This window comes from Streptomyces sp. NPDC047515 (assembly GCF_040643055.1).
GTDB lineage: Bacteria > Actinomycetota > Actinomycetes > Streptomycetales > Streptomycetaceae > Streptomyces.
On the sequence record NZ_JBEYTM010000058.1, the window covers coordinates 18,454 to 36,957 of the forward strand.

At 71.2% G+C, this 18,504-nt stretch carries 13 protein-coding genes and 2 pseudogenes; 7 read left to right on the forward strand and 8 right to left on the reverse strand.

Features of this window, described 5'->3' with window-relative positions; genetic code table 11:
- The first annotated feature begins 95 nt into the window (after window positions 1-95).
- Both ABZ826_RS32170 and idi read left to right on the forward strand, forming a co-directional pair.
- Entirely contained in the window at window positions 96-1,364 is a 1,269-nt protein-coding gene (locus tag ABZ826_RS32170; protein WP_361456221.1) for a bifunctional class I SAM-dependent methyltransferase/N-acetyltransferase, read from the forward strand.
- A gap of 147 nt (window positions 1,365-1,511) precedes the next feature.
- Complete coding sequence (idi, locus tag ABZ826_RS32175) at window positions 1,512-2,105, forward strand: isopentenyl-diphosphate Delta-isomerase (RefSeq protein WP_361456224.1); 594 nt, start codon at window positions 1,512-1,514, stop codon at window positions 2,103-2,105.
- 30 nt (window positions 2,106-2,135) lie between these two features.
- Here idi and ABZ826_RS32180 read toward each other — a convergent pair whose 3' ends face one another.
- Together ABZ826_RS32180 and ABZ826_RS32185 are read right to left on the reverse strand one after the other, a co-directional pair.
- On the reverse strand, window positions 2,136-2,591 hold the full coding sequence (locus ABZ826_RS32180; protein WP_361456227.1) for an ATP-binding protein: 456 nt from the start codon (window positions 2,589-2,591) through the stop codon (window positions 2,136-2,138).
- Window positions 2,592-2,725: 134 nt separating this feature from the next.
- Window positions 2,726-3,022: pseudogene (locus tag ABZ826_RS32185) on the reverse strand (HdeD family acid-resistance protein); the annotation flags it as partial.
- Window positions 3,023-3,143: 121 nt separating this feature from the next.
- On the opposite strand from ABZ826_RS32185, the gene ABZ826_RS32190 reads away from it, so the two are divergent.
- Window positions 3,144-3,902 (forward strand): enoyl-CoA hydratase-related protein, encoded by a 759-nt coding sequence (locus tag ABZ826_RS32190; RefSeq protein ID WP_361456230.1) that lies wholly within the window; start codon window positions 3,144-3,146, stop codon window positions 3,900-3,902.
- A gap of 11 nt (window positions 3,903-3,913) precedes the next feature.
- Here the strand turns inward: ABZ826_RS32190 and ABZ826_RS32195 are convergent, their stop codons facing one another.
- Together ABZ826_RS32195 and ABZ826_RS32200 are read right to left on the reverse strand one after the other, a co-directional pair.
- Window positions 3,914-4,549, reverse strand: a complete 636-nt coding sequence (locus ABZ826_RS32195) for a DJ-1/PfpI family protein (RefSeq protein ID WP_361456233.1) — start codon at window positions 4,547-4,549, stop codon at window positions 3,914-3,916.
- Between the two features lie 45 nt (window positions 4,550-4,594).
- Window positions 4,595-5,558: pseudogene (locus ABZ826_RS32200) on the reverse strand (GlxA family transcriptional regulator).
- A gap of 133 nt (window positions 5,559-5,691) precedes the next feature.
- Between ABZ826_RS32200 and ABZ826_RS32205 the strand changes: the two are divergent.
- Together ABZ826_RS32205 and ABZ826_RS32210 are read left to right on the forward strand one after the other, a co-directional pair.
- Window positions 5,692-6,555, forward strand: a complete 864-nt coding sequence (locus tag ABZ826_RS32205) for a hypothetical protein (RefSeq protein ID WP_361456236.1) — start codon at window positions 5,692-5,694, stop codon at window positions 6,553-6,555.
- 132 nt (window positions 6,556-6,687) lie between these two features.
- A complete protein-coding gene (locus ABZ826_RS32210; protein WP_361456239.1) occupies window positions 6,688-9,168 on the forward strand; it encodes a Tex family protein in 2,481 nt (826 codons plus the stop codon).
- 371 nt (window positions 9,169-9,539) lie between these two features.
- On the opposite strand, the gene ABZ826_RS32215 is transcribed toward ABZ826_RS32210, so the two are convergent.
- The 3 genes from ABZ826_RS32215 to ABZ826_RS32225 all read right to left on the reverse strand — a co-directional run bounded on the left by ABZ826_RS32215 (window position 9,540) and on the right by ABZ826_RS32225 (window position 14,713).
- Window positions 9,540-11,177 (reverse strand): ABC-F family ATP-binding cassette domain-containing protein, encoded by a 1,638-nt coding sequence (locus tag ABZ826_RS32215; protein ID WP_361456242.1) that lies wholly within the window; start codon window positions 11,175-11,177, stop codon window positions 9,540-9,542.
- Window positions 11,178-11,414: 237 nt separating this feature from the next.
- Window positions 11,415-12,722, reverse strand: coding sequence for a M14 family metallocarboxypeptidase (locus ABZ826_RS32220; RefSeq protein ID WP_361456245.1), 1,308 nt, complete (start codon window positions 12,720-12,722; stop codon window positions 11,415-11,417).
- The gene (locus ABZ826_RS32225; protein ID WP_361456248.1) at window positions 12,719-14,713 is read right to left on the reverse strand and encodes a Xaa-Pro dipeptidyl-peptidase; all 1,995 of its coding nucleotides are present in this window, start codon (window positions 14,711-14,713) and stop codon (window positions 12,719-12,721) included. Before ABZ826_RS32225 ends, ABZ826_RS32220 begins: the two co-directional genes overlap by 4 nt.
- 211 nt (window positions 14,714-14,924) lie before the next feature.
- Here ABZ826_RS32225 and ABZ826_RS32230 point away from each other — a divergent pair, with 211 nt between their 5' ends.
- Window positions 14,925-16,409, forward strand: coding sequence for a M1 family metallopeptidase (locus tag ABZ826_RS32230; protein WP_361456251.1), 1,485 nt, complete (start codon window positions 14,925-14,927; stop codon window positions 16,407-16,409).
- A gap of 157 nt (window positions 16,410-16,566) precedes the next feature.
- Window positions 16,567-17,616 (forward strand): LacI family DNA-binding transcriptional regulator, encoded by a 1,050-nt coding sequence (locus tag ABZ826_RS32235; RefSeq protein WP_361456254.1) that lies wholly within the window; start codon window positions 16,567-16,569, stop codon window positions 17,614-17,616.
- Here ABZ826_RS32235 and ABZ826_RS32240 read toward each other — a convergent pair.
- Window positions 17,579-18,496 carry an oxygenase MpaB family protein gene (locus ABZ826_RS32240; protein WP_361456257.1) on the reverse strand — a complete coding sequence of 306 codons (918 nt, stop codon included), beginning with the start codon at window positions 18,494-18,496 and terminating at the stop codon, window positions 17,579-17,581. The two genes, ABZ826_RS32235 and ABZ826_RS32240, sit on opposite strands and share 38 nt — an antisense overlap.
- Between the last annotated feature and the right edge of the window lie 8 nt (window positions 18,497-18,504).

Consider the following 18,504-nt stretch of genomic DNA (forward strand, 5'->3'; position numbering starts at 1 on the left):
CGGTCCTTCCTCATCTTCCGGGCCCTCGGCTAGCACCCCGACTCGCACCGGGTCGACACGTTGGCCGGAGCCCTCGCGCACAAGGGTTTCCCACGTTGACCGACAACGATCACGCCGTCCGTTCCGAGGCGTTCTTCTCCCTGCATCACCACCTGCCCCGGCAGAGCCCCGGCTCCGACGCCACCACCCGGCGGCTGCTGGAGCTCGCCGGCCCGTTGCCGCGCCGTCCGCGCGTCCTGGACCTGGGCTGCGGCCCCGGCCGCGCCGCACTGCTGCTCGCCGCCGAGGCGGGTGCCGAGGTGACGGCCGTCGATCTCCACGAGCCGTTCCTCGACGAACTGCGCGAGGCGGCCGGGGCCCGCGGGCTCGGTGACCGCATCCGTACGGTCCGGGCCGACATGGCCGATCTCTCCGGACCCGACTTCCCGGACGGGTCGTTCGACCTCGTCTGGGCCGAGGGGTCCGCGTACATCATCGGTTTCGACACCGCGCTGCGTGACTGGAAGCGGCTGCTCGCCCCGGGCGGCTCCCTCGTCGTCTCCGAGTGCGTCTGGACGACGGACACGCCGTCGGCCGCGGCTCGCGCCTTCTGGGAACAGCAGGCCTCGCTGCGCCCCGTGGCGGCCAACACCGCGGCGGCGGTGACGGCCGGCTACCACGTCCTCGGGGTACGGGTGCAGCCCGACAGCGACTGGGACGAGTACTACATCCCGCTCGCCGAGCGCGTGGAGACCGCGGACCCGTCGGCTCCCGGCATGGCGTGGGCGCTCGCGGCGACCCGCGAGGAGCTGGCCATGCGGCGCGAGCACGGTTCGGAGTACGGCTACGCCTGCTACGTGCTGCGCCCCGCCGATCCCCGCTGGACGACCCGGCCGGAGACGGCGGCGGACGGGGCCGTGGTGCACACCGTCAACGCCGCGGCGTTCCCGACGCCGGACGAGGCCCGTCTCGTCGACGAGCTGCGCGGCGATCCGGCGGCCTGGCTGCCCGGCCTCGGCCACGTGGTGCTGGACGGTCCGGACGGCGACATCGCCGCGTACGCGCTGCTGACCAGGTGCCGGGTCGGGGACGCGCCCGCTCTGGCGCTGGCCCCGGTGGCGACGACCCCGGACCGTCAGCGGCAGGCTGCCGGTCAGGCCGTGGTGCGGGCGGCGCTAGACGCGGCCCGGTTGCGGGGCGAGTCCCTCGTCCTGGTGCTCGGTCATCCCGAGTACCACCCGAGGTTCGGCTTCGTACCAGCGTCCCGGTACGGAATCCGGCCGGGCTTCGACGTCCCGGACGAGGCGATGATGGCCCTGGTGCTCGACGACTCCGTGCCGGTGCCGCGGGGCACGATCCGCTACCCGGCGGCTTTCGGCGTCTGACGTGCCGTCCGGCCCCGGCGCGCCCCGTGGCGCGGCGGGGCCGGACATGCCAGGACCCGAAGTACGGACAAGCGGCTTTTGTACGGCAGACTTGAGCGGACTCGACGGGACCGGCGCACGGGGCCGGGACCATAGCGAAGGATGGGTATGCCGACCACACCAGCCACCGCGGCGAACAGCTCGTCGAACGGCACAGCAGAAGCGATCATGCTCGAACTGGTCGATGAAAACGGCGCCACCATCGGTACGGCGGAAAAGCTCGCCGCCCATCAGCCGCCCGGTCAACTGCACCGGGCCTTCTCGGTGTTCCTCTTCGACGAGCAGGGCAGGCTGCTGCTGCAGCGTCGGGCGCTCGGCAAGTACCACTCCCCCGGTGTCTGGTCGAACACCTGCTGCGGCCACCCCTACCCGGGTGAGGCGCCCTTCGCCGCCGCCGCCCGGCGTACGCACGAGGAGCTGGGGATCTCGCCCTCCCTGCTTGCCGAGGCAGGCACGGTGCGCTACAACCACCCCGACCCGGCCTCCGGCCTGGTGGAGCAGGAGTTCAATCACCTCTTCGTGGGAATGGCGCAGGACGCGCTGCGCCCGGACCCGGAGGAGGTCGGCGAGACCGCCTTCGTGACGGCCGACGAGCTCGCGGAGCGGCATGCGCGGGCGCCGTTCTCCGCCTGGTTCATGACGGTGCTGGATGCCGCCCGGCCGGCGATCAGGGAGCTGACCGGACCGTCCGCCGGCTGGTGACGGGCCGACTGCCGCGGCCCGCGGGCCCGGTCAGGCCCGAGGCCGCAGGGGCAACACAGCCCAGATGATCTTGCCGCCGCCTGCGGTGTGTTCCACATCGCAGGCGCCGCCCGCCTCCCGGGTGATCTCCCGGACCAGCAGCAGACCGCGCCCGCCGGTCTGCGCGTAGTCCGTCTCCAGGGCCGTCGGACGGTAGGGGTGGTTGTCCTCGACGGACACCCTGACCCACTCCGCACCGACGGCCACCTCGACGGCCAACTCCGGCGAGAGCAGCGCCGCGTGCTTCACGGCATTGGTGACCAGCTCGGAGACGATGAGCAGCAGTCCTTCGGCGATGTCGTCGTCCACCGGTACGCCCTGGCGGATCAGCAGATCGCGCACCGCATGCCTGGCCTGCGGTACGGAGACGTCCACGGCCGGGGCGGTGAACCGCCAGACACCCTCGTACGACACGGGCCGGGCGGGGACACTCCCGCGGCTCTCCATGGTGCGGTACCCGCTCTCCACTCGGTGGTGACTGCACGTCGAGTACAGAGTGCGGGGCGTAGTCGGCTTGGACTGTGCTACTGAACAGAAATCGACTTCTATCGGCAGCTTCTGGCCGGATCTGCCCGAAAGAATCAGCCCGTGGACCGATTCTGATCCTCTCCTGTGGGAGCGCCCGGCAGTCCTCCGGTCGTCCGTGGATCCGAGACCATCGAGACGATACGGCGGCCGCCGACCCCGATCGCGATCAGGCCGAGCCCGTCGAAGAGCAGCGCCAGGGAGAAGAAGAGCCCGAGTGCGTAGAGGCTGCTGTGCGGCCAGTCGAAGAAGCCGAAGAGCACCAGCAGCCCCAGGAGCAGGCCGAACGCGCCCTGCAGCAGCGTCCTGCCGAACTGCGGACCTCGCACGACCACGCTGCCGGCCAGCCGGAACTCCGGCTCGGCCTCTTGACCTCGACCGCGGGATCGGCCACGGGAAGCTCCTCACGGTGCGTGCCTGTTCGGCGAGCGCTTCTTGATCACGGGTTCGAACCGTACGGATAGCATCCGGCGCATGGACTGTACGGAATCCCGGCTGGAGCACACCGTCGCGGACGGTGTCGCCACTGTCGTCATCAGCAACTCCGCCAAGCGCAACGCGATGACGACGGCTATGTGGAGCGCTCTGCCCGGTCTGCTGGAGCGGCTGGCCGCCGACGCCGCGGTCCGGGTGCTGGTGCTGACGGGCGCCGGGGACACCTTCTGCGCCGGTGCGGACATCTCCTCGCTCCGGGATCCTGCGGTCGATCCGCAGGCCCTCGCCGTGGCGGCGGAGGAGGCCCTCGCCGTGTTCCCCCGGCCGACGCTCGCGGCGATCCGCGGCTACTGCGTCGGCGGTGGCAGCCAGCTCGCGGCCGCCTGCGATCTGCGGTTCGCCGAAGAGGGTGCCTCGTTCGGGGTCACCCCGGCCAGGCTCGGGATCGTGTATGCCGCGTCGTCGACCCGGCGGCTGGTGGCGCTGACCGGCCCGGCCACGGCGAAGCACCTGCTGTTCTCCGGTGAGCTGATCGACAGCGCACGGGCGTTGCGGATCGGTCTGGTGGACGAGGTGCTGCCGACCGGTGAGCTGGACAAGCGGGTCGACGCGTACGCACGGACCCTGGCGGCGCGCTCGCAGCTGACGCAGGCGGCGGCCAAGGAGTTCGCCACGGGCCGCGAGGACCGGGACGCGTACTGGGCGGAGCAGGCGCGCCGCAGCGGCGACACCGCGGAGGGTGTCGCCGCCTTTCTGGAACGGCGTGCGCCGCGCTTCACCTGGACGAAAGGGCTGTGACGCCCCTGCGGCTACTGGAGGACGAAGCGACTCTCGGCGCGGAACTTCTCGACCAGTGCCGCCGGAGCCTTCGCGGGTGAGCCCGCGTCGTACGGCGGCTGCGGGTCGTACTCGCTCAGCAGCTGTACGGACATGGCGTGTTCGTCACCGGCGATCCGGCCGAGCAGGGTGAGTCCCATGTCGATGCCGGAGGAGATGCCGGCCGCCGTGACGTACTTGCCGTCGACGACGACGCGTTCGCCGGTCGGCTCGGCGCCGAAGTCCTTGAGCGAGTCCAGCGCGAGCCAGTGCGAGGTGGCGCGCCGGCCGGCCAGCAGTCCTGCCGCGGCGAGAAGCAGGGACCCGGTGCAGACGGAGGTGGTCCAGGTGCTGGTGGCGTCGGCGGTGCGCAGCCAGTCGAGCAGTGTCTCGTTCTCCATCTGGTTGGTCTGGCCGGGGCCGCCGGGCACGATCACCACGTCCGGCGCCGGCACGTCGGCGATGGTCCTGTCGGCGACGAGCGCGAGGCTGCCGTTGTCGTTGCGCACGGGTCCGGTCCGTTCGGCGACGAACACGGTCTCCGCGCCGGGGGTGCGGGCGAGCATTTCGTAGGGGCCCACGGCATCGAGCGAGGTGAAGCGGTCGAAGAGGACGATGGCGATCTGCATGGCGTGGCCTTTCGGTCGGTCGTCGGTGGGTGGCGGGTCGTTCGGTCAGTCGGTGACGGGCGGGGCGCGGAAGCGCCGGCGGTATTCGGCGGGTGCCGTGCCGAGGGTCTTGATGAAGGCACGGCGCATGGCCTCCGGGGTGCCGTAGCCGCAGGCGCGCGAGATGCCGGTGACGCCGTCGGTGGTGTCCTCCAGCAGCCGACGGGCGTGTTCGAGACGTACGCGGTCGACGTAACAGCCCGGTGTGAGCCCCGTCTCGGCCTGGAAGGCACGGGCGAAGTGACGGGGCGAGAGGCGGGCGCGGGCGGCGAGTGCCTCGACGGTGAGGTCGTCGCCGAGATGCTCGGTGATCCAGTGCTGGACCTCGCGCAGTGGTTCGCGCCGGGCGGTCTGCGCGGTGAGCTGGGCGCTGAACTGGGCCTGGTTGCCCGGCCGGCGCAGAAAGACCACGAGGTGGCGGGCGATCGTGAGGGCGATGTCCCGGCCGTGGTCCTCCTCGACGAGTGCGAGGGCGAGGTCGATAACTGCGGTGACTCCGGCGGAGGCGGCCAGCCTGCCGTCGCGCACGAAGATCGGGTCGGGGTCGACCTCGACGGCGGGGTGGCTGCGGGCGAGGTGGTCGCAGACCGTCCAGTGCGTGGTCACCCGGTGCCCGTCCAGCTGCCCCGCCGCCGCCAGCAGCAGCGCCCCCGTACAGACCGACACGAGCCTTTCGGCGTGCGGGGCACGGTCCCGCAGCCAGTCGACGAGTGCGGGGTCGGGGGTACGGGTACCCTCGCCGCCGGGGACGAGGAGGGTGTGCACCGGTCCGGCGTCGGCGAGAGCGCCGTCCGGGACAAGGGTCAGTCCGCTGCTCGTACGGACCGGGGCTCCGTCGAGGGAGGCGGTGCGCAGTTCGTACCCGGCGCCGGAAAAGAGGGAGGCCCCGGCGAACACCAACCACGGGACCCGTCACATCGAGGCTCTGGACGCCGTCGAAGAGGACGACGAGTACGGATCGCTGTGTCATGACTGCCATCCTGGGCGGCCGACGGCATGGCCGCAATGACGAAAGACCCACCTTTTTCGGCCCTGTGGACCCCGGGAACCGAGCCCGCTTCGGGGGGTTACGGGTCGTACCGACCAGTCGGTAACGTGCTCGCATGAGTACTCTCCCGGCGCGCGCCGGACGCCGCTGCCACAACGCCCTCAACCCACTGCACTCGACGGTCTACTTCTCCCCCGACCTCGGCAAGGAGTTCGCGGAGCTCGGCATCGACGACCCGAACGCCGCCTACTTCGCCGCGCGCGGTGCGGCACTGGGCGCCGTGGGCCCCGGCGCGGTCACCGCGACCTTCTACAACTTCAACCATGACCTGGTCGCCCGGCACCTCCCCGCCGTGTGGTCCGTCGCCTCGCCGCAGGCGGCCCTCGACGCCCGGCTGCGTGCCGCCGACGCGACGCTGCGCCGGCTGCTCGGCGAGCAGCTCATCGCCTCCCCCGAACTGGCCGAGGCGGCCGGGCTGGCGCTGCGCGCCGCCGAGGCGTGCACCCGACACGCCCGGCCGCTCTACGCCGCCCACGCCGATCTTCCGGTGCCCGAGCAGCCGCACCTGGCGTACTGGCACGCGGGCACGCTGTTGCGCGAACACCGCGGTGACGGCCATATCGCGGCTCTCCTCGCCGCCGGCCTCGATCCGGTGGAGGCCCTGGTCAGCCACACCGCGACCGGCAAGGGGATGAACCCGCGCTGGATCCTGGCCACCCGCGGCTGGCGCCGCAGCGACTGGGAGGAGGCGGCCGAGCGGCTGCGCGGGCGCGGACTCCTCGACGGTGAGGGCGAGTTGACGGAGGCGGGCGTCGCCCTGAGGACGGAGCTGGAGGACGTCACGGACCGGATGGATCTGGCCCCGTACGAGCATCTGGGCGAGGAGGGCGTGGCGCGGCTGACCGAGCTGGGGCGCGGATTCCTGTTCACGGCGGCCTCGGCCGGCGCGTTCCCCGCCGATCTGATGGGCAAGGGCTGAGCACACCGGAGCGCGGCGACTGGGGTGGCCGGGCGACATGGCGCCCGGCCACCCGGCACAATGCAGGCGAAGGGGTCCGCCCCGGTAAGCACAGCCAGTACAGCCCGTACGAGAAGGCGAGTCGGTAGAACCGTGACGACGTCCATCGAAGGCAGGATCGCCGAGGAGCTCGGCGTACGCGAGCGGCAGGTGAAGGCGGCCGTCGAGCTGCTCGACGGCGGGTCGACCGTGCCGTTCATCGCCCGCTACCGCAAGGAAGCGACCGAGATGCTCGACGACGCGCAGCTGCGCACGCTCGAGGAGCGGCTGCGCTATCTGCGGGAGCTGGAGGACCGTCGTACGGCGATCCTCGACTCCGTGCGCGAGCAGGGCAAGCTGGACGAGGCGCTGGAGGCGCAGATCCGGGCCGCCGAGACCAAGGCGCGCCTTGAGGACATCTATCTGCCGTTCAAGCCAAAGCGGCGCACGAAGGCGCAGATCGCCCGGGAGGCCGGGCTGGAACCGCTGGCCGACGGCCTGCTCGGCGACCCCTCGGTGGAGCCGCTCGCCGCCGCTGCCGCCTTCGTCGACGCCGACAAGGGCGTCGCGGACGGTGCCGCCGCGCTGGAGGGGGCCCGCGCCATCCTCACGGAGCGATTCTCGGAGGACGCCGATCTGATCGGTGAGCTGCGCGAGCGCATGTGGTCGCGCGGGCGGCTGGCCGCCAAGGTGCGCGACGGCAAGGAGGAGGCGGGGGCGAAGTTCGCCGACTACTTCGACTTCGCGGAGCCGTTCACCGCACTCCCCTCGCACCGGGTGCTCGCGATGCTGCGCGGCGAGAAGGAGGAGGTGCTCGACCTGGTCCTGGAGCCGGAGGAGCCTTCCGAGACGCCCGGCCCCTCGGCGTACGAGAACATGGTCGCCCGGCGCTTCGGAGTGAGTGACCGGGGCCGTCCCGGCGACAAATGGCTCGGCGACACCGTGCGCTGGGCCTGGCGGACCCGGATCCTGGTACACCTCGGCATCGATCTGCGGCTGCGGCTGCGCACGGCGGCGGAGGACGAGGCGGTACGGGTCTTCGCGTCGAACCTGCGCGATCTGCTGCTCGCCGCACCGGCCGGGACGCGGGCCACGCTGGGGCTCGACCCGGGCTTCCGCACGGGTGTGAAGGTCGCCGTGGTCGACGCGACCGGCAAGGTCGTCGCGACGGACGTCATCCACCCGCACGTCCCGGCGAACAAGTGGGACCAGTCGCTGGCCGCCTTGGAGCGGCTGGCGAAGGCGCACGACGTCGACCTGATCGCGATCGGCAACGGCACGGCGTCCCGCGAGACCGACAAGCTCGCCGGTGACCTCATCGACAAGCACCCCGAGTTGAAGCTCACCAAGGTGATGGTGTCGGAGGCGGGCGCTTCGGTGTACTCGGCCTCGGCCTTCGCCTCCCAGGAACTCCCCGACATGGATGTGTCGTTGCGCGGCGCCGTCTCGATCGCACGCCGCCTTCAGGACCCCCTCGCGGAACTGGTGAAGATCGACCCGAAGTCGATCGGCGTCGGCCAGTACCAGCACGACCTGTCCGAGGTGAAGCTGTCGCGCTCGCTGGACGCGGTCGTCGAGGACTGTGTGAACGGTGTCGGTGTCGACGTCAACACCGCGTCGGCGCCACTGCTTTCACGGGTCTCCGGGATCGGCTCGGGGCTCGCGGAGAACATCGTCGCGCACCGTGACGCGAACGGGCCGTTCCGTACGCGCAAGGCGCTCAAGGACGTGGCGCGGCTGGGCCCGAAGGCGTACGAGCAGTGTGCGGGCTTCCTGCGCATCCGGGGCGACGACCCGCTGGACGCGTCGAGTGTGCACCCCGAGGCGTACCCGGTGGTGCGGGCGATGGTGAAGCGGACGGGCAGTGACGTCGCCTCGCTGATCGGCAACACGGGTGTGCTGCGCTCGCTGCGGGCCGACGACTTCGTGGACGAGAAGTTCGGTCTGCCGACGGTCACCGACATCCTGAAGGAGCTGGAGAAGCCCGGCCGCGACCCGCGACCCGCGTTCAAGACGGCCACCTTCAAGGAGGGCGTCGAGAAGATCGGCGATCTGGCGTCCGGGATGGTGCTGGAGGGCGTCGTCACCAATGTCGCGGCCTTCGGCGCGTTCGTGGACATCGGTGTGCACCAGGACGGCCTGGTGCACGTGTCGGCGATGTCCCGCACGTTCGTGAAGGACCCGAGGGATGTCGTGAAGCCGGGCGACATCGTGAGGGTCAAGGTCATGGACGTCGACATCCCGCGAAAGCGGATCTCGCTGACGCTGCGGCTGGACGACGAGGCGTCGACGGGGAGCCAGGGCGGCGGGCCGAGGCGGGAGCGCGGCGAGCGCGGTGGTCAGGGTGGCCGACCGCCGCGGCAGCGCCAGGGTCAGGGCGGTCAGGGCGGTCAGGGCGGTCAGGGCGGTCAGGGCGGTCAGGGCGGTCAGGGCGGTCAGGGCGGTCAGGGCGGTCAGGGCGGTCAGGGCCGAGACCGGCGCGGTGGTGCCGGCGGTTCCGCTCGTCCGGCGCCGGCTCCGGTGAACAGTGCGATGGCGGACGCGTTGCGGCGGGCCGGGCTCGCGGATCCGAAGCAGAACGGCAAGAGGGGCTGACGTCGCGAACCGGTGGGGTGGGGTGCGATCCGCTGCGCGGAGCCTCCCCTCCCCTCCCGCCCCTTGCCGGATCCGGGGCCGTGCCCCGGATCCGGCTCCTCGGACGACGCCGCCGGTCCTGCCCTTCGCAGTGCCTCAGAGCCTGTCGGGCTGCCTTCGATCGGACAGCGGACGCGGTCTGGTGCGTGCGATTCCAAGGCGCCGGGATGTCCTCGGATGGGGCCTCCTCTGCTCGAACGAAGCTGAGAGCTCGGGAATGGAGCTACCAGGGCATTTCGGCAACGCGGGAGGGGGTCCCCCCTGGCCCTCAAGGCCTTGGGGGAGTGCGTGCCAGGGCGCGGCCGCCCGATCAGAGGCCACCCGACAGGCTCTCAGAGCTCCTTGACCCTGCCGTCCACCACCTCGACGCGCCGCGTGGTCCGCACCGACTCCAGCATCCGCCGGTCGTGGGTGACCAGCAGCAACGTCCCCGTGTACGACTCCAGCGCGGATTCCAGCTGCTCGATCGCGGGCAGATCGAGGTGGTTCGTCGGTTCGTCGAGGACGAGGAGGTTGACGCCCCTGCCCTGGAGCAGGGCGAGCGCCGCCCGGGTGCGTTCGCCCGGGGAGAGCGTGGTCGCGGGACGCATCACATGGTCCGCGCGCAGACCGAACTTGGCGAGCAGCGTGCGGACTTCGGCCGGTTCGGTGTCGGGGACGGCCGCACAGAATGCCTCCAGGAGCGACTCCGAGCCGTGGAACAGCTTGCGCGCCTGGTCGACCTCCCCGACCACCACGCCCGAGCCGAGCGACGTGTGTCCGGCATCCAGCGGGAGGCGGCCCAGGAGCGCGGCAAGGAGGGTGGACTTGCCCGCTCCGTTGGCACCCGTGATGGCGACCCGGTCCGCCCAGTCGATCTGCAGGGACGCCGGGCCGAAGCCGAAGTCGCCCCGTACCACCCGCGCTTCGCGCAGCGTCGCGACGACCGAACCCGAGCGGGGTGCGGCGGCGATCTCCATCCGCAGTTCCCATTCCTTGCGCGGCTCGTCGACGACGTCGAGCCGTTCGATCATGCGCTGGGTCTGCCGGGCCTTCGCGGCCTGCTTCTCGCTGGCCTCGCTGCGGAGCTTGCGGCCGATCTTGTCGTTGTCGGTCGCCTTGCGGCGGGCGTTCTTGACGCCCTTGTCCATCCAGGAGCGCTGCATATGTGCGCGCCCTTCGAGCGAGGCGCGCTTGTCGGCGTACTCCTCGTACTCCTCGCGGGCGTGCCTGCGAGCCCGCTCGCGCTCCTCCAGGTAGGCCTCGTACCCGCCGCCGTACAGGTTGATCTGCTGCTGGGCCAGGTCCAGTTCGAGAACCTTGGTGACCGTCCGCATCAGGAATTCGCGGTCATGGCTGATGACGACCGTGCCGGCGCGCAGCCCGGAGACGTAGCGCTCCAGGCGCTCCAGACCGTCCAGGTCGAGATCGTTGGTGGGCTCGTCGAGCAGGAAGACGTCGTAGCGGGAGAGCAGGAGCGAGGCCAGGCCGGCGCGGGCCGCCTGGCCGCCGGAGAGCGCGGCCATCGGCAGGTCGAGGCCGACGGTCAGGCCGAGGTCGGCGGCGACCTCCTCGGCGCGCTCCTCCAGGTCGGCACCACCGAGCGCCAGCCAGCGTTCGAGCGTCTCGGAGTACGCGTCGTCCGCGCCCGGCGCCCCGTCGACGAGTGCTTGCGTCGCGGCGTCCATCGCGGCCTGGGCTTCGGCGACTCCGGTGCGGCGGGCCAGGAACTCCCGCACGGTCTCCCCCGGACGCCGCTCCGGCTCCTGCGGGAGGTGGCCGACGGTGGCGGTGGGCGGGGAGAGCCGCAGCTCGCCCTCCTCCGGCCGGTCGAGTCCGGCGAGCAGCCGGAGCAGGGACGATTTACCGGCCCCGTTGACTCCGACGAGACCGATCACATCACCGGGTGCGACGACGAGGTCGAGCCCGGCGAAGAGTGTGCGGTCGCCGTGTCCGGCGGCGAGGTCCTTGGCGACGAGAGTGGCAGTCATCAGGGTGCCGATCCTAATCGGCGGCCCGACCGGCCCCTGCCCGACCGGTCCGGCGCGCGGGCGCGGGCAAAGACCGGGGAGGTCAGCCGTCACCGGCAGATCCCCCCGGCCGCCCCGTTCCCTGTTCGTCCCGCGTCGCGCACGGCACGCATCCCGCGTCGCGCATGGCACCTTTCACGGAAGCCACACTTTTACTCTCCGTGACTGGTTGCCACACGCTGCGCTCACCTCATGGGATCAACAAGCCGTATCGGTTTGCCCGTTTGTGAGGTGATATGCCGCCCTCTCGTCCAGGAGCAGCGGGATCAGTTTCCGAGCGGACTGCCGCAACGGTACGTACGCTCCGTCACCGTCTCGCCGGGAGGTGACGCCGTGCAGGGCGAGTTCGTCCTTGACGTCGTCGAACTGGGCCTTCGTGAGCCGGTATCCGCACGGCGGGTTCTGGAGGACCTGTCCGGGTTCGGGTGCCTCGTTGTCGGCGCCGCCGAGGTGGACCGGGCCGCGGTCCTTGAATCCGGCGACGCGGGACGCGGTCGTGGCGGCCTCGATCCGGCCGCGTCGTTCGTCGGTGAAGGCGAACAGGCCGTCGAGCGCGGTGAGCTGGGAGTCGACGCGGCGTCGGCTGTTGAGCGCCGGGTCGGCCTTCTCGGCGTCGGTGAGCGCGTCGACCCGGGATTCGATGAGCAGGCCGACGGCGTGCTTGATGCCGGAGGTGTTGCGCAGGATGCGTTCCTGTCCGTCGCCCGCGGTCTGCTTGATCGGATCGCCGGTGACCGGGTCGGTCCAGATGCCGTAGAGGCCGCTGCTGTAGCCGGCCTCCTCGGCGGTGGGCCGCACATAGCGTTCGGCCAGGGCCTGCGATTCGTCGTGCACCCGGTCGGAGGCGTTGAGGTTACGGGGCCACAGGACGAAGAGGTCCTTGTCGTAGTACGGCGGGGTGGCACCGTACTCGTGCAGGTCGTAGATCACATCGGGCTCACGGTCGCGGATGACCGCCGCCATGGCACGGGCCTCGGCGGTCCGCAGCGCGATGTGGTCGCGGTTGATGTCCACGCCGTCGGAGTTGCCGCGGGTGTCGGCGGCACGCCCGTCGGGGTTGGCGGTGGGCACGACGAGGACGGTGGTACGGGAGAGAAAGGCGCGGGTCGACCGGTCCTGGGCGTAGGCCAGATCGCGGATGGTCGTCAGACATGCCTCGCGGCCGGCCGGTTCGTCGCCGTGCTGACTGCAGATCAGCAGCATCGTGTTCGCGGTGGGACTGCGGTCGCCGATCCGGACGAGCTGGAGCGGGCGGCCCTGTTTCGTCGTGCCGATCCGGCCGATGGAGACCCGGTCGCTGCCCCGGTCGACGGCGGCCAGGAAGGACTGCTCCTCCGGCTGGCCGGTCCATCGGGCCCCGTGGCTGCTCTCGAAGCCGGTACGGGGCGGGGTGTGCGCGGCCTCGGCGGGCACGGTGAGCAGGGGCACGGCCAGGACGGCGGCGGCCGCCGTCAGGGCCAGGTTGCGGCGGACGGGCCGACGTACGGCCGGTGTGCGGGGTGTCATGAGTGGCTGCCTCCCGGGATGCGGTGGGCGGGACGCGGCGACGTCACGCCCTCGGAGTGGACTGCGCGGGGGGTGGCTGTCGCGGGCGCGGAACCCGCGGTGGCGCGTACGAAGGCTCCGACGCCGCCGGTGAACGGCAGCTTCGCGGACGTACGGGCCAGATCGAGGGTGAGCGTGGGCGTGGAGTCCGGCGAGTCGATGAGGTCCCTGTCGGTGCCGGCGACGATCAGGGCGAGACGGTGGCCGACCGGGACGACGTGGTCGGTGGCCGCCAGGTCGATGGTGATCGTGTAGGCCCTGCCCGGGGTGAGGGGGCGGCCGTGTCCGGCGGAGGCGTAGGTGCCGAGGTCGGCCCAGCCGCGGCTGAGGACGGTTCGGTCGACCGCGGCCGTACGGGCCCGGGTCTCCTTGAAGCAGGAGCTGTCGCCGGTCGTGCTCGCGCCCCAGCAGGTGCGGTCGGTGAGAGTGGTGATGCCTTCACCGGACGAGCCGTAGTCGCGGATGGTGTCGGGGCCGATGTCCACGAGGACCGCGGAGAGATGTGCGGTCGATGTGGTCGGGGTGGCGGTGACGGTCACCGTGGACGATCCGGCCAGGCGCAGATCCCGGCTGAGCGGCGCGGTGCGGAATCCGGCCTTGGCGCCCGTGGTGCGGTCCAGGTCGGCGGCCCACTCCGTCTCGCTCTGTGCCGGATCGTCGGTGAACGTCTCGGTGGTGCCGGGGCGGGCGGGCTTCAGGGTGAGGCTGCCGACGCCGGGTGCTCCGCCGGGGCCGGGGTGCACGGTGGTGCGGTGCGTGGTGCGGGGCGGCCAGACCTTGTCGGTGGACCACTGGTCGGGGTGGCGTTCGATGTCGGCCATCGGCTCACGGTCGATGCCGTTGTCGTATCCGAGGAGGTAGTGGTCGAACCAGCGGTGCAGCGTGTCCACCCACTCGGCGCGCCGGTAGTCGAACGGGTCGACGTGTCCGGTCTGCGAGAGCCAGATCTTGCGCTCCACGCCCCGGTCCGCGAGAGCGTCCCACCACTGGCCGAGGTGCTTGGTACGGACGTTGAGGTCCTGCATGCCGTGTACGGCGAAGACGCTGGCCTTCACCTTGCCGGCGTTCTGCACGTAGTCGCGCTCGCTCCACAGCTTCGTCCAGTCACCGGAGCGCGGCGCCTGGTCGACGAGTTGCCGCTGGACCGCGGCACAGCGTCCGCGCGCCTCGGGGCTCTCCACGTAGCCGGAGAGCCAGTCGGGGCCGCTGTCGTAGAGCGGCGCGCCCTGGGCGAAGTAGTAGTCGTACCAGGAGGAGATGGCGCCGATCGGCACGATGGTCCGCAGTCCGTCCACTCCGGTGGCCGCGACACCGTTGGCGACGGTGCCGTCGTAGCTCTTGCCGATCATCCCGGTACGGCCGTCGGACCAGCCGGCCATGGCGCGTTCGCCGCCGGTTCGGGTGGTGTAGCCACGGGCACGGCCGTTCAGCCAGTCGATGACCGCCTTGGCGGACTGCACGTCAGAGCGTCCTCCGACATCGACACAGCCATCGGAGCGATTAGTTCCGGCCAGATCGACGGCGACGAAGGCGTAGCCGCGCGGTACGAAGTAGTTGTCGTAATAGAGAGGGAACTGGACGGGCCGGCCGTTGGCGTCGTACGTCTTGAGCTGGCTCTCGTTGCCTCGGCCGCAGCAGGAGTAGTAGGGGCTGGCGTCCATGATCACGGGGATCTTCCGGCCCTGTCGGGCGGGTTCGCGCGGCCGGACGATGTCGACGGCGACCCGGTCGCTCTTCCCGTTGCCGTCGCCGTCCAGTCCGGTGTCGACCCAGACGGATTCGCGGACGGCGTTCTCGTACGAGTAGACGGGCCTGCTCTCCGGCGGCCCGCTCTCGCGAGGACCGGCGCCTTGTGCGCCCGCCGGCGAGAGCAGGACGGCCATCAGGGCGGCCACGGCCGCCACCACCAGCGATCTGTACGTCAAGCGGGTGTCCCGCGCGCGTGTCGGCATGGGCGGAAGGTACCCCGGTCAACTCCCGTGCGACAGGGGGCGATCACCGAGGATTACGTCGTGGGCATGCCATGTTCGTGGTGGGTGTGTCATGTCGGCCGAATGGCGATCATGTGACAGCTGTGGCCATGGACACGACTGTCGCGGCAGTCGCTGAATAGTGTCGACGTGACGGTTCGAAGGACCATTCGCCCTACGACTTGGAGCATTCGTGCACCGCAGACTCATCGTCCCGAGCGCACTCGCGGCCTCCCTGCTGCTGGCGATCCCGGCCTCGGCCGCCGAAGGCACCGTGGGCGCCCCGGGCATCGGCGACCCCTACTACCCGGCCAGTGGCAACGGCGGCTACGACGTGTCGCACTACGACCTGCAGTTGAAGTATCAGCCTGCGACCGACCTGCTGGAGGGCACGGCTACGATCCTCGCCACGACCACCCAGCAACTCTCCCGTTTCAACCTCGACTTCGGACTGGACGTCTCCGAGGTGCGGGTGAACGGCAAGAAGGCCGGCCACACCAGGACCGGCGACCAGGAACTGGAGATCACCCCGGCGGCGGCGCTGCCGAAGGGCAAGGCCGTCTCGGTGGTCGTGCGGTACGCCGGAAAGCCGTCCGAGGTCGAGATCAACGGCTGGACCTCCTGGGTCCGCACCCCGGACGGCGCGGTGGCCGCGCAGGAGCCGGAGTCGGCCGCGTGGTGGTTCCCCAGCAATGACCACCCGCTGGACAAGGCCACCTACGACATCTCCGTGTCGGTGCCGGACGGCACCCAGGCGATCAGCAACGGCGTGCTCCAGTCGCAGAGTTCGAAGCTCGGCTGGACCCGCTTCAACTGGCGTTCGAGCAAGCCCCAGGCCACGTATCTGACGACGCTGGCGATCGGCAAGTTCGACATCACCACGGACACCACGTCGGACGGGCTGCCGGTCGTCAACGCGTACAGCAAGGACCTCGGCGCCAACGGCGGTGCGGCACGCGCCAGCATCGAGCGGAGCACCGAGGTCGCCGAATGGCTGACGGAGGTCTTCGGACCGTATCCCTTCGACGCGCTCGGCGGTTACTCCCCCAACGTGAAGAGCGGGTTCGCGCTGGAGACGCAGACCAGGCCGTTCTACAGCCCGAAGCAGTTCGCGAACGGCGCGAACATCTCGGTCGTCGTCCACGAGCTGGCGCACCAGTGGTACGGCGACAGCGTGTCCCTCAAGGGCTGGAAGGACATCTGGATCAACGAGGGCTTCGCCCGCTACAGCCAGTGGCTGTGGTCGGAGAAGGAAGGCGAGGGGACCGCGCGGGAACTGGCCGACTACACCTACGCCCAGCATCCGGCCGACGACGCCTTCTGGACGGTGAAGCCGGGCGACCCGGGCCCCGACAACCAGTTCGACGCGGCCGTCTACGACCGGGGCGCGCTGGCGCTCCAGGCGCTGCGTGACAAGCTGGGCGACGAGACGTTCTTCGAGCTGCTGAAGGGCTGGCCGACCGAGCACGCGTACGGGAACGCGAGCGTGGCGGACTTCGTGACGTACGCGGAGCGGGTCTCGGGCAAGCCGCTCGCCGCCTTCTTCGACACCTGGTTGTACCAGCCGACGAGGCCCGAGGCCCCGGCGGCGGCCGGGGCACGCTCGCTGCGCGCACCCGCGCAGCCCGCGTCGTGGAAGCAGATCGCGGCGACGAACACGATTCACGACCGCCACTGACGGATCCGCGGACCCGTTCGCGGCGCCGTCGCCCCTCTCCGCGGTGGGGCGACGGTGCCCGGCGGACGGCCGGTGGCGCCGGATAGGCTGAGGGCGTCGGTGCTGTCCGGCCGGCCCGGCCGCTTCCGGCCCGTCCCGCGCGTACGAGGAGCGTCACTTGCCCGGTCCGACCCCCGACTCCCCACGCGATGCCCGCCCCACGCTGGAAGCGGTGGCGGCCCTCGCCGGGGTCTCACGGGCGACGGCCTCCCGGGTGGTGAACGGCGGGGCGGGGGTGCGGCAGCCGCTCGTGGAGCAGGTACGCAAAGCGGTCGAGGAACTCGGCTACGTTCCGAACCACGCCGCGCGGACCCTGGTCACCCGGCGCAACGGCGCGGTCGCCGTGATCATCGACGAGCCGGAGTTCCGGATCTTCTCGGACCCGTTCTTCTCCCAGCAGATCCGCGGCATCAGCCGCGAACTGAACGCGTACGACGCCCAGTTGGTACTGCTCCTGGTGGAGGGCAGCGGCGACTTCGACCGGGTCGCCCGCTATCTGGCCGGTGGCCATGTGGACGGCGCGCTGGCCTTCTCGCTGCACACGGACGACGAACTCCCCGCGATCATCCGCCGGTTCCAGGTGCCCACGGTCTACGGCGGTCGCCCCGGCCGGCCGGGCGCGGCGTCCGAACTGGCCGTTCCGTACGTCGACTGCGACAACCGGGGCGGCGCGGCCGAGGCGGTACGCCATCTCGTCTCCCTCGGCCGGCGGCGGATCGCGCACATCGCCGGACCGCGCGACCAGACCTCGGCACTCGACCGGATCGACGGCTACCGCGATGTGCTGCCCGACGGAGATCCGGCACTGCTCGTGGAGGGCGACTTCACCGTCGAGGGCGGCGCACGAGCGATGACACAACTCCTTGAGCGCCGCCCCGGCCCGGACGCGGTCTTCGCCGCCAACGATCTGATGGCCTCGGGCGCCCTGCGGGTGTTGCGCGAGCAGGGCCGCAGGGTGCCGGAGGAGGTGGCGCTGGTCGGCTTCGACGACATGGTGTCGATCGCCGAGTCCACCGAACCCTCGTTGACGACGGTCCGTCAGGATGTCGAGGGGATGGGCCGGTTGATGGTGCGGATGCTGATGCGGCGGCTGAACGGAGAGAGTGGGGACGGCGAGCCCGAATCGGTGATCACACCGACCGAACTGGTCCGCCGGGCCTCCGCCTGAGCCTCCCCTCGCTCCGGACCGCCTTGCGATGCGCGGCACGGGCCCTGCGCGCGTACGGCAGGTAGCGCAGCCGCTCCGGGAGCACGGGCACGACACGCCGCACCACCCCACAGAACCTCCGCAGCCTCCGCTCCTGCGCGTCCGTCCACTCCAGCCCGATCGCCGCCCGCGCCTCCGGCGGCATCAGCCCGATGGTGACGAAGCGGCGGAACCTGGCCAACGGCGGGAACAGCACCGGCCACAACGCCTTCAGCAGCAGCCGCAATGGCAGCGGTCCCCGATCGGGCGGCGGCACGGGACGGTCGATGGCTGTCAGATCCTCGACGACGACGTTCAGCTCGACCTCCTCGGCGAGCACCTTTCGGAAGTACGGCCAGAATTCCTCGATCGTCTGCGGCATGTCCCGGTCATGGAGGCCGAGCACTCTGCCGACCTGCAGCCACTCCCGGTACAGGGCCCGCTCCTGCGCCACGGTGAGCGGCCGGACGAGATAGCGCGCGGCATGCTGGTAGACGGGAAAGCCCGTGGCGTGCACCCACGCATAGTTCGCGGGCGACAGCGCATGGTAGCGATGTCCCCGGACATCGGTGCCCTGGATGGTGCGGTGCAGCCTGCGGAGCCTGCGCCCCTCCTCTGCGGCCTCCGCTCCCCCGTACACCCAGAGTTGGAGCGAGCGCAGGGACCTCTCGCCGCGCCCCCACGGATCCGTACGGAAGACGGAGTGTTCGTCCACGCCCGCGCCGACGGCAGGGTGGGCGACCTGCAGGGTGAGGGCGGCGGGCAGCATCAGCAGGGCGCGGATGTCGCCGGAGAGGCTCCAGAGAACGCCTCCGGGCGGCGGCGGGACGGGGCTCTCACCTCTGGCGGCTTCGGTGCTCATGCGGCACT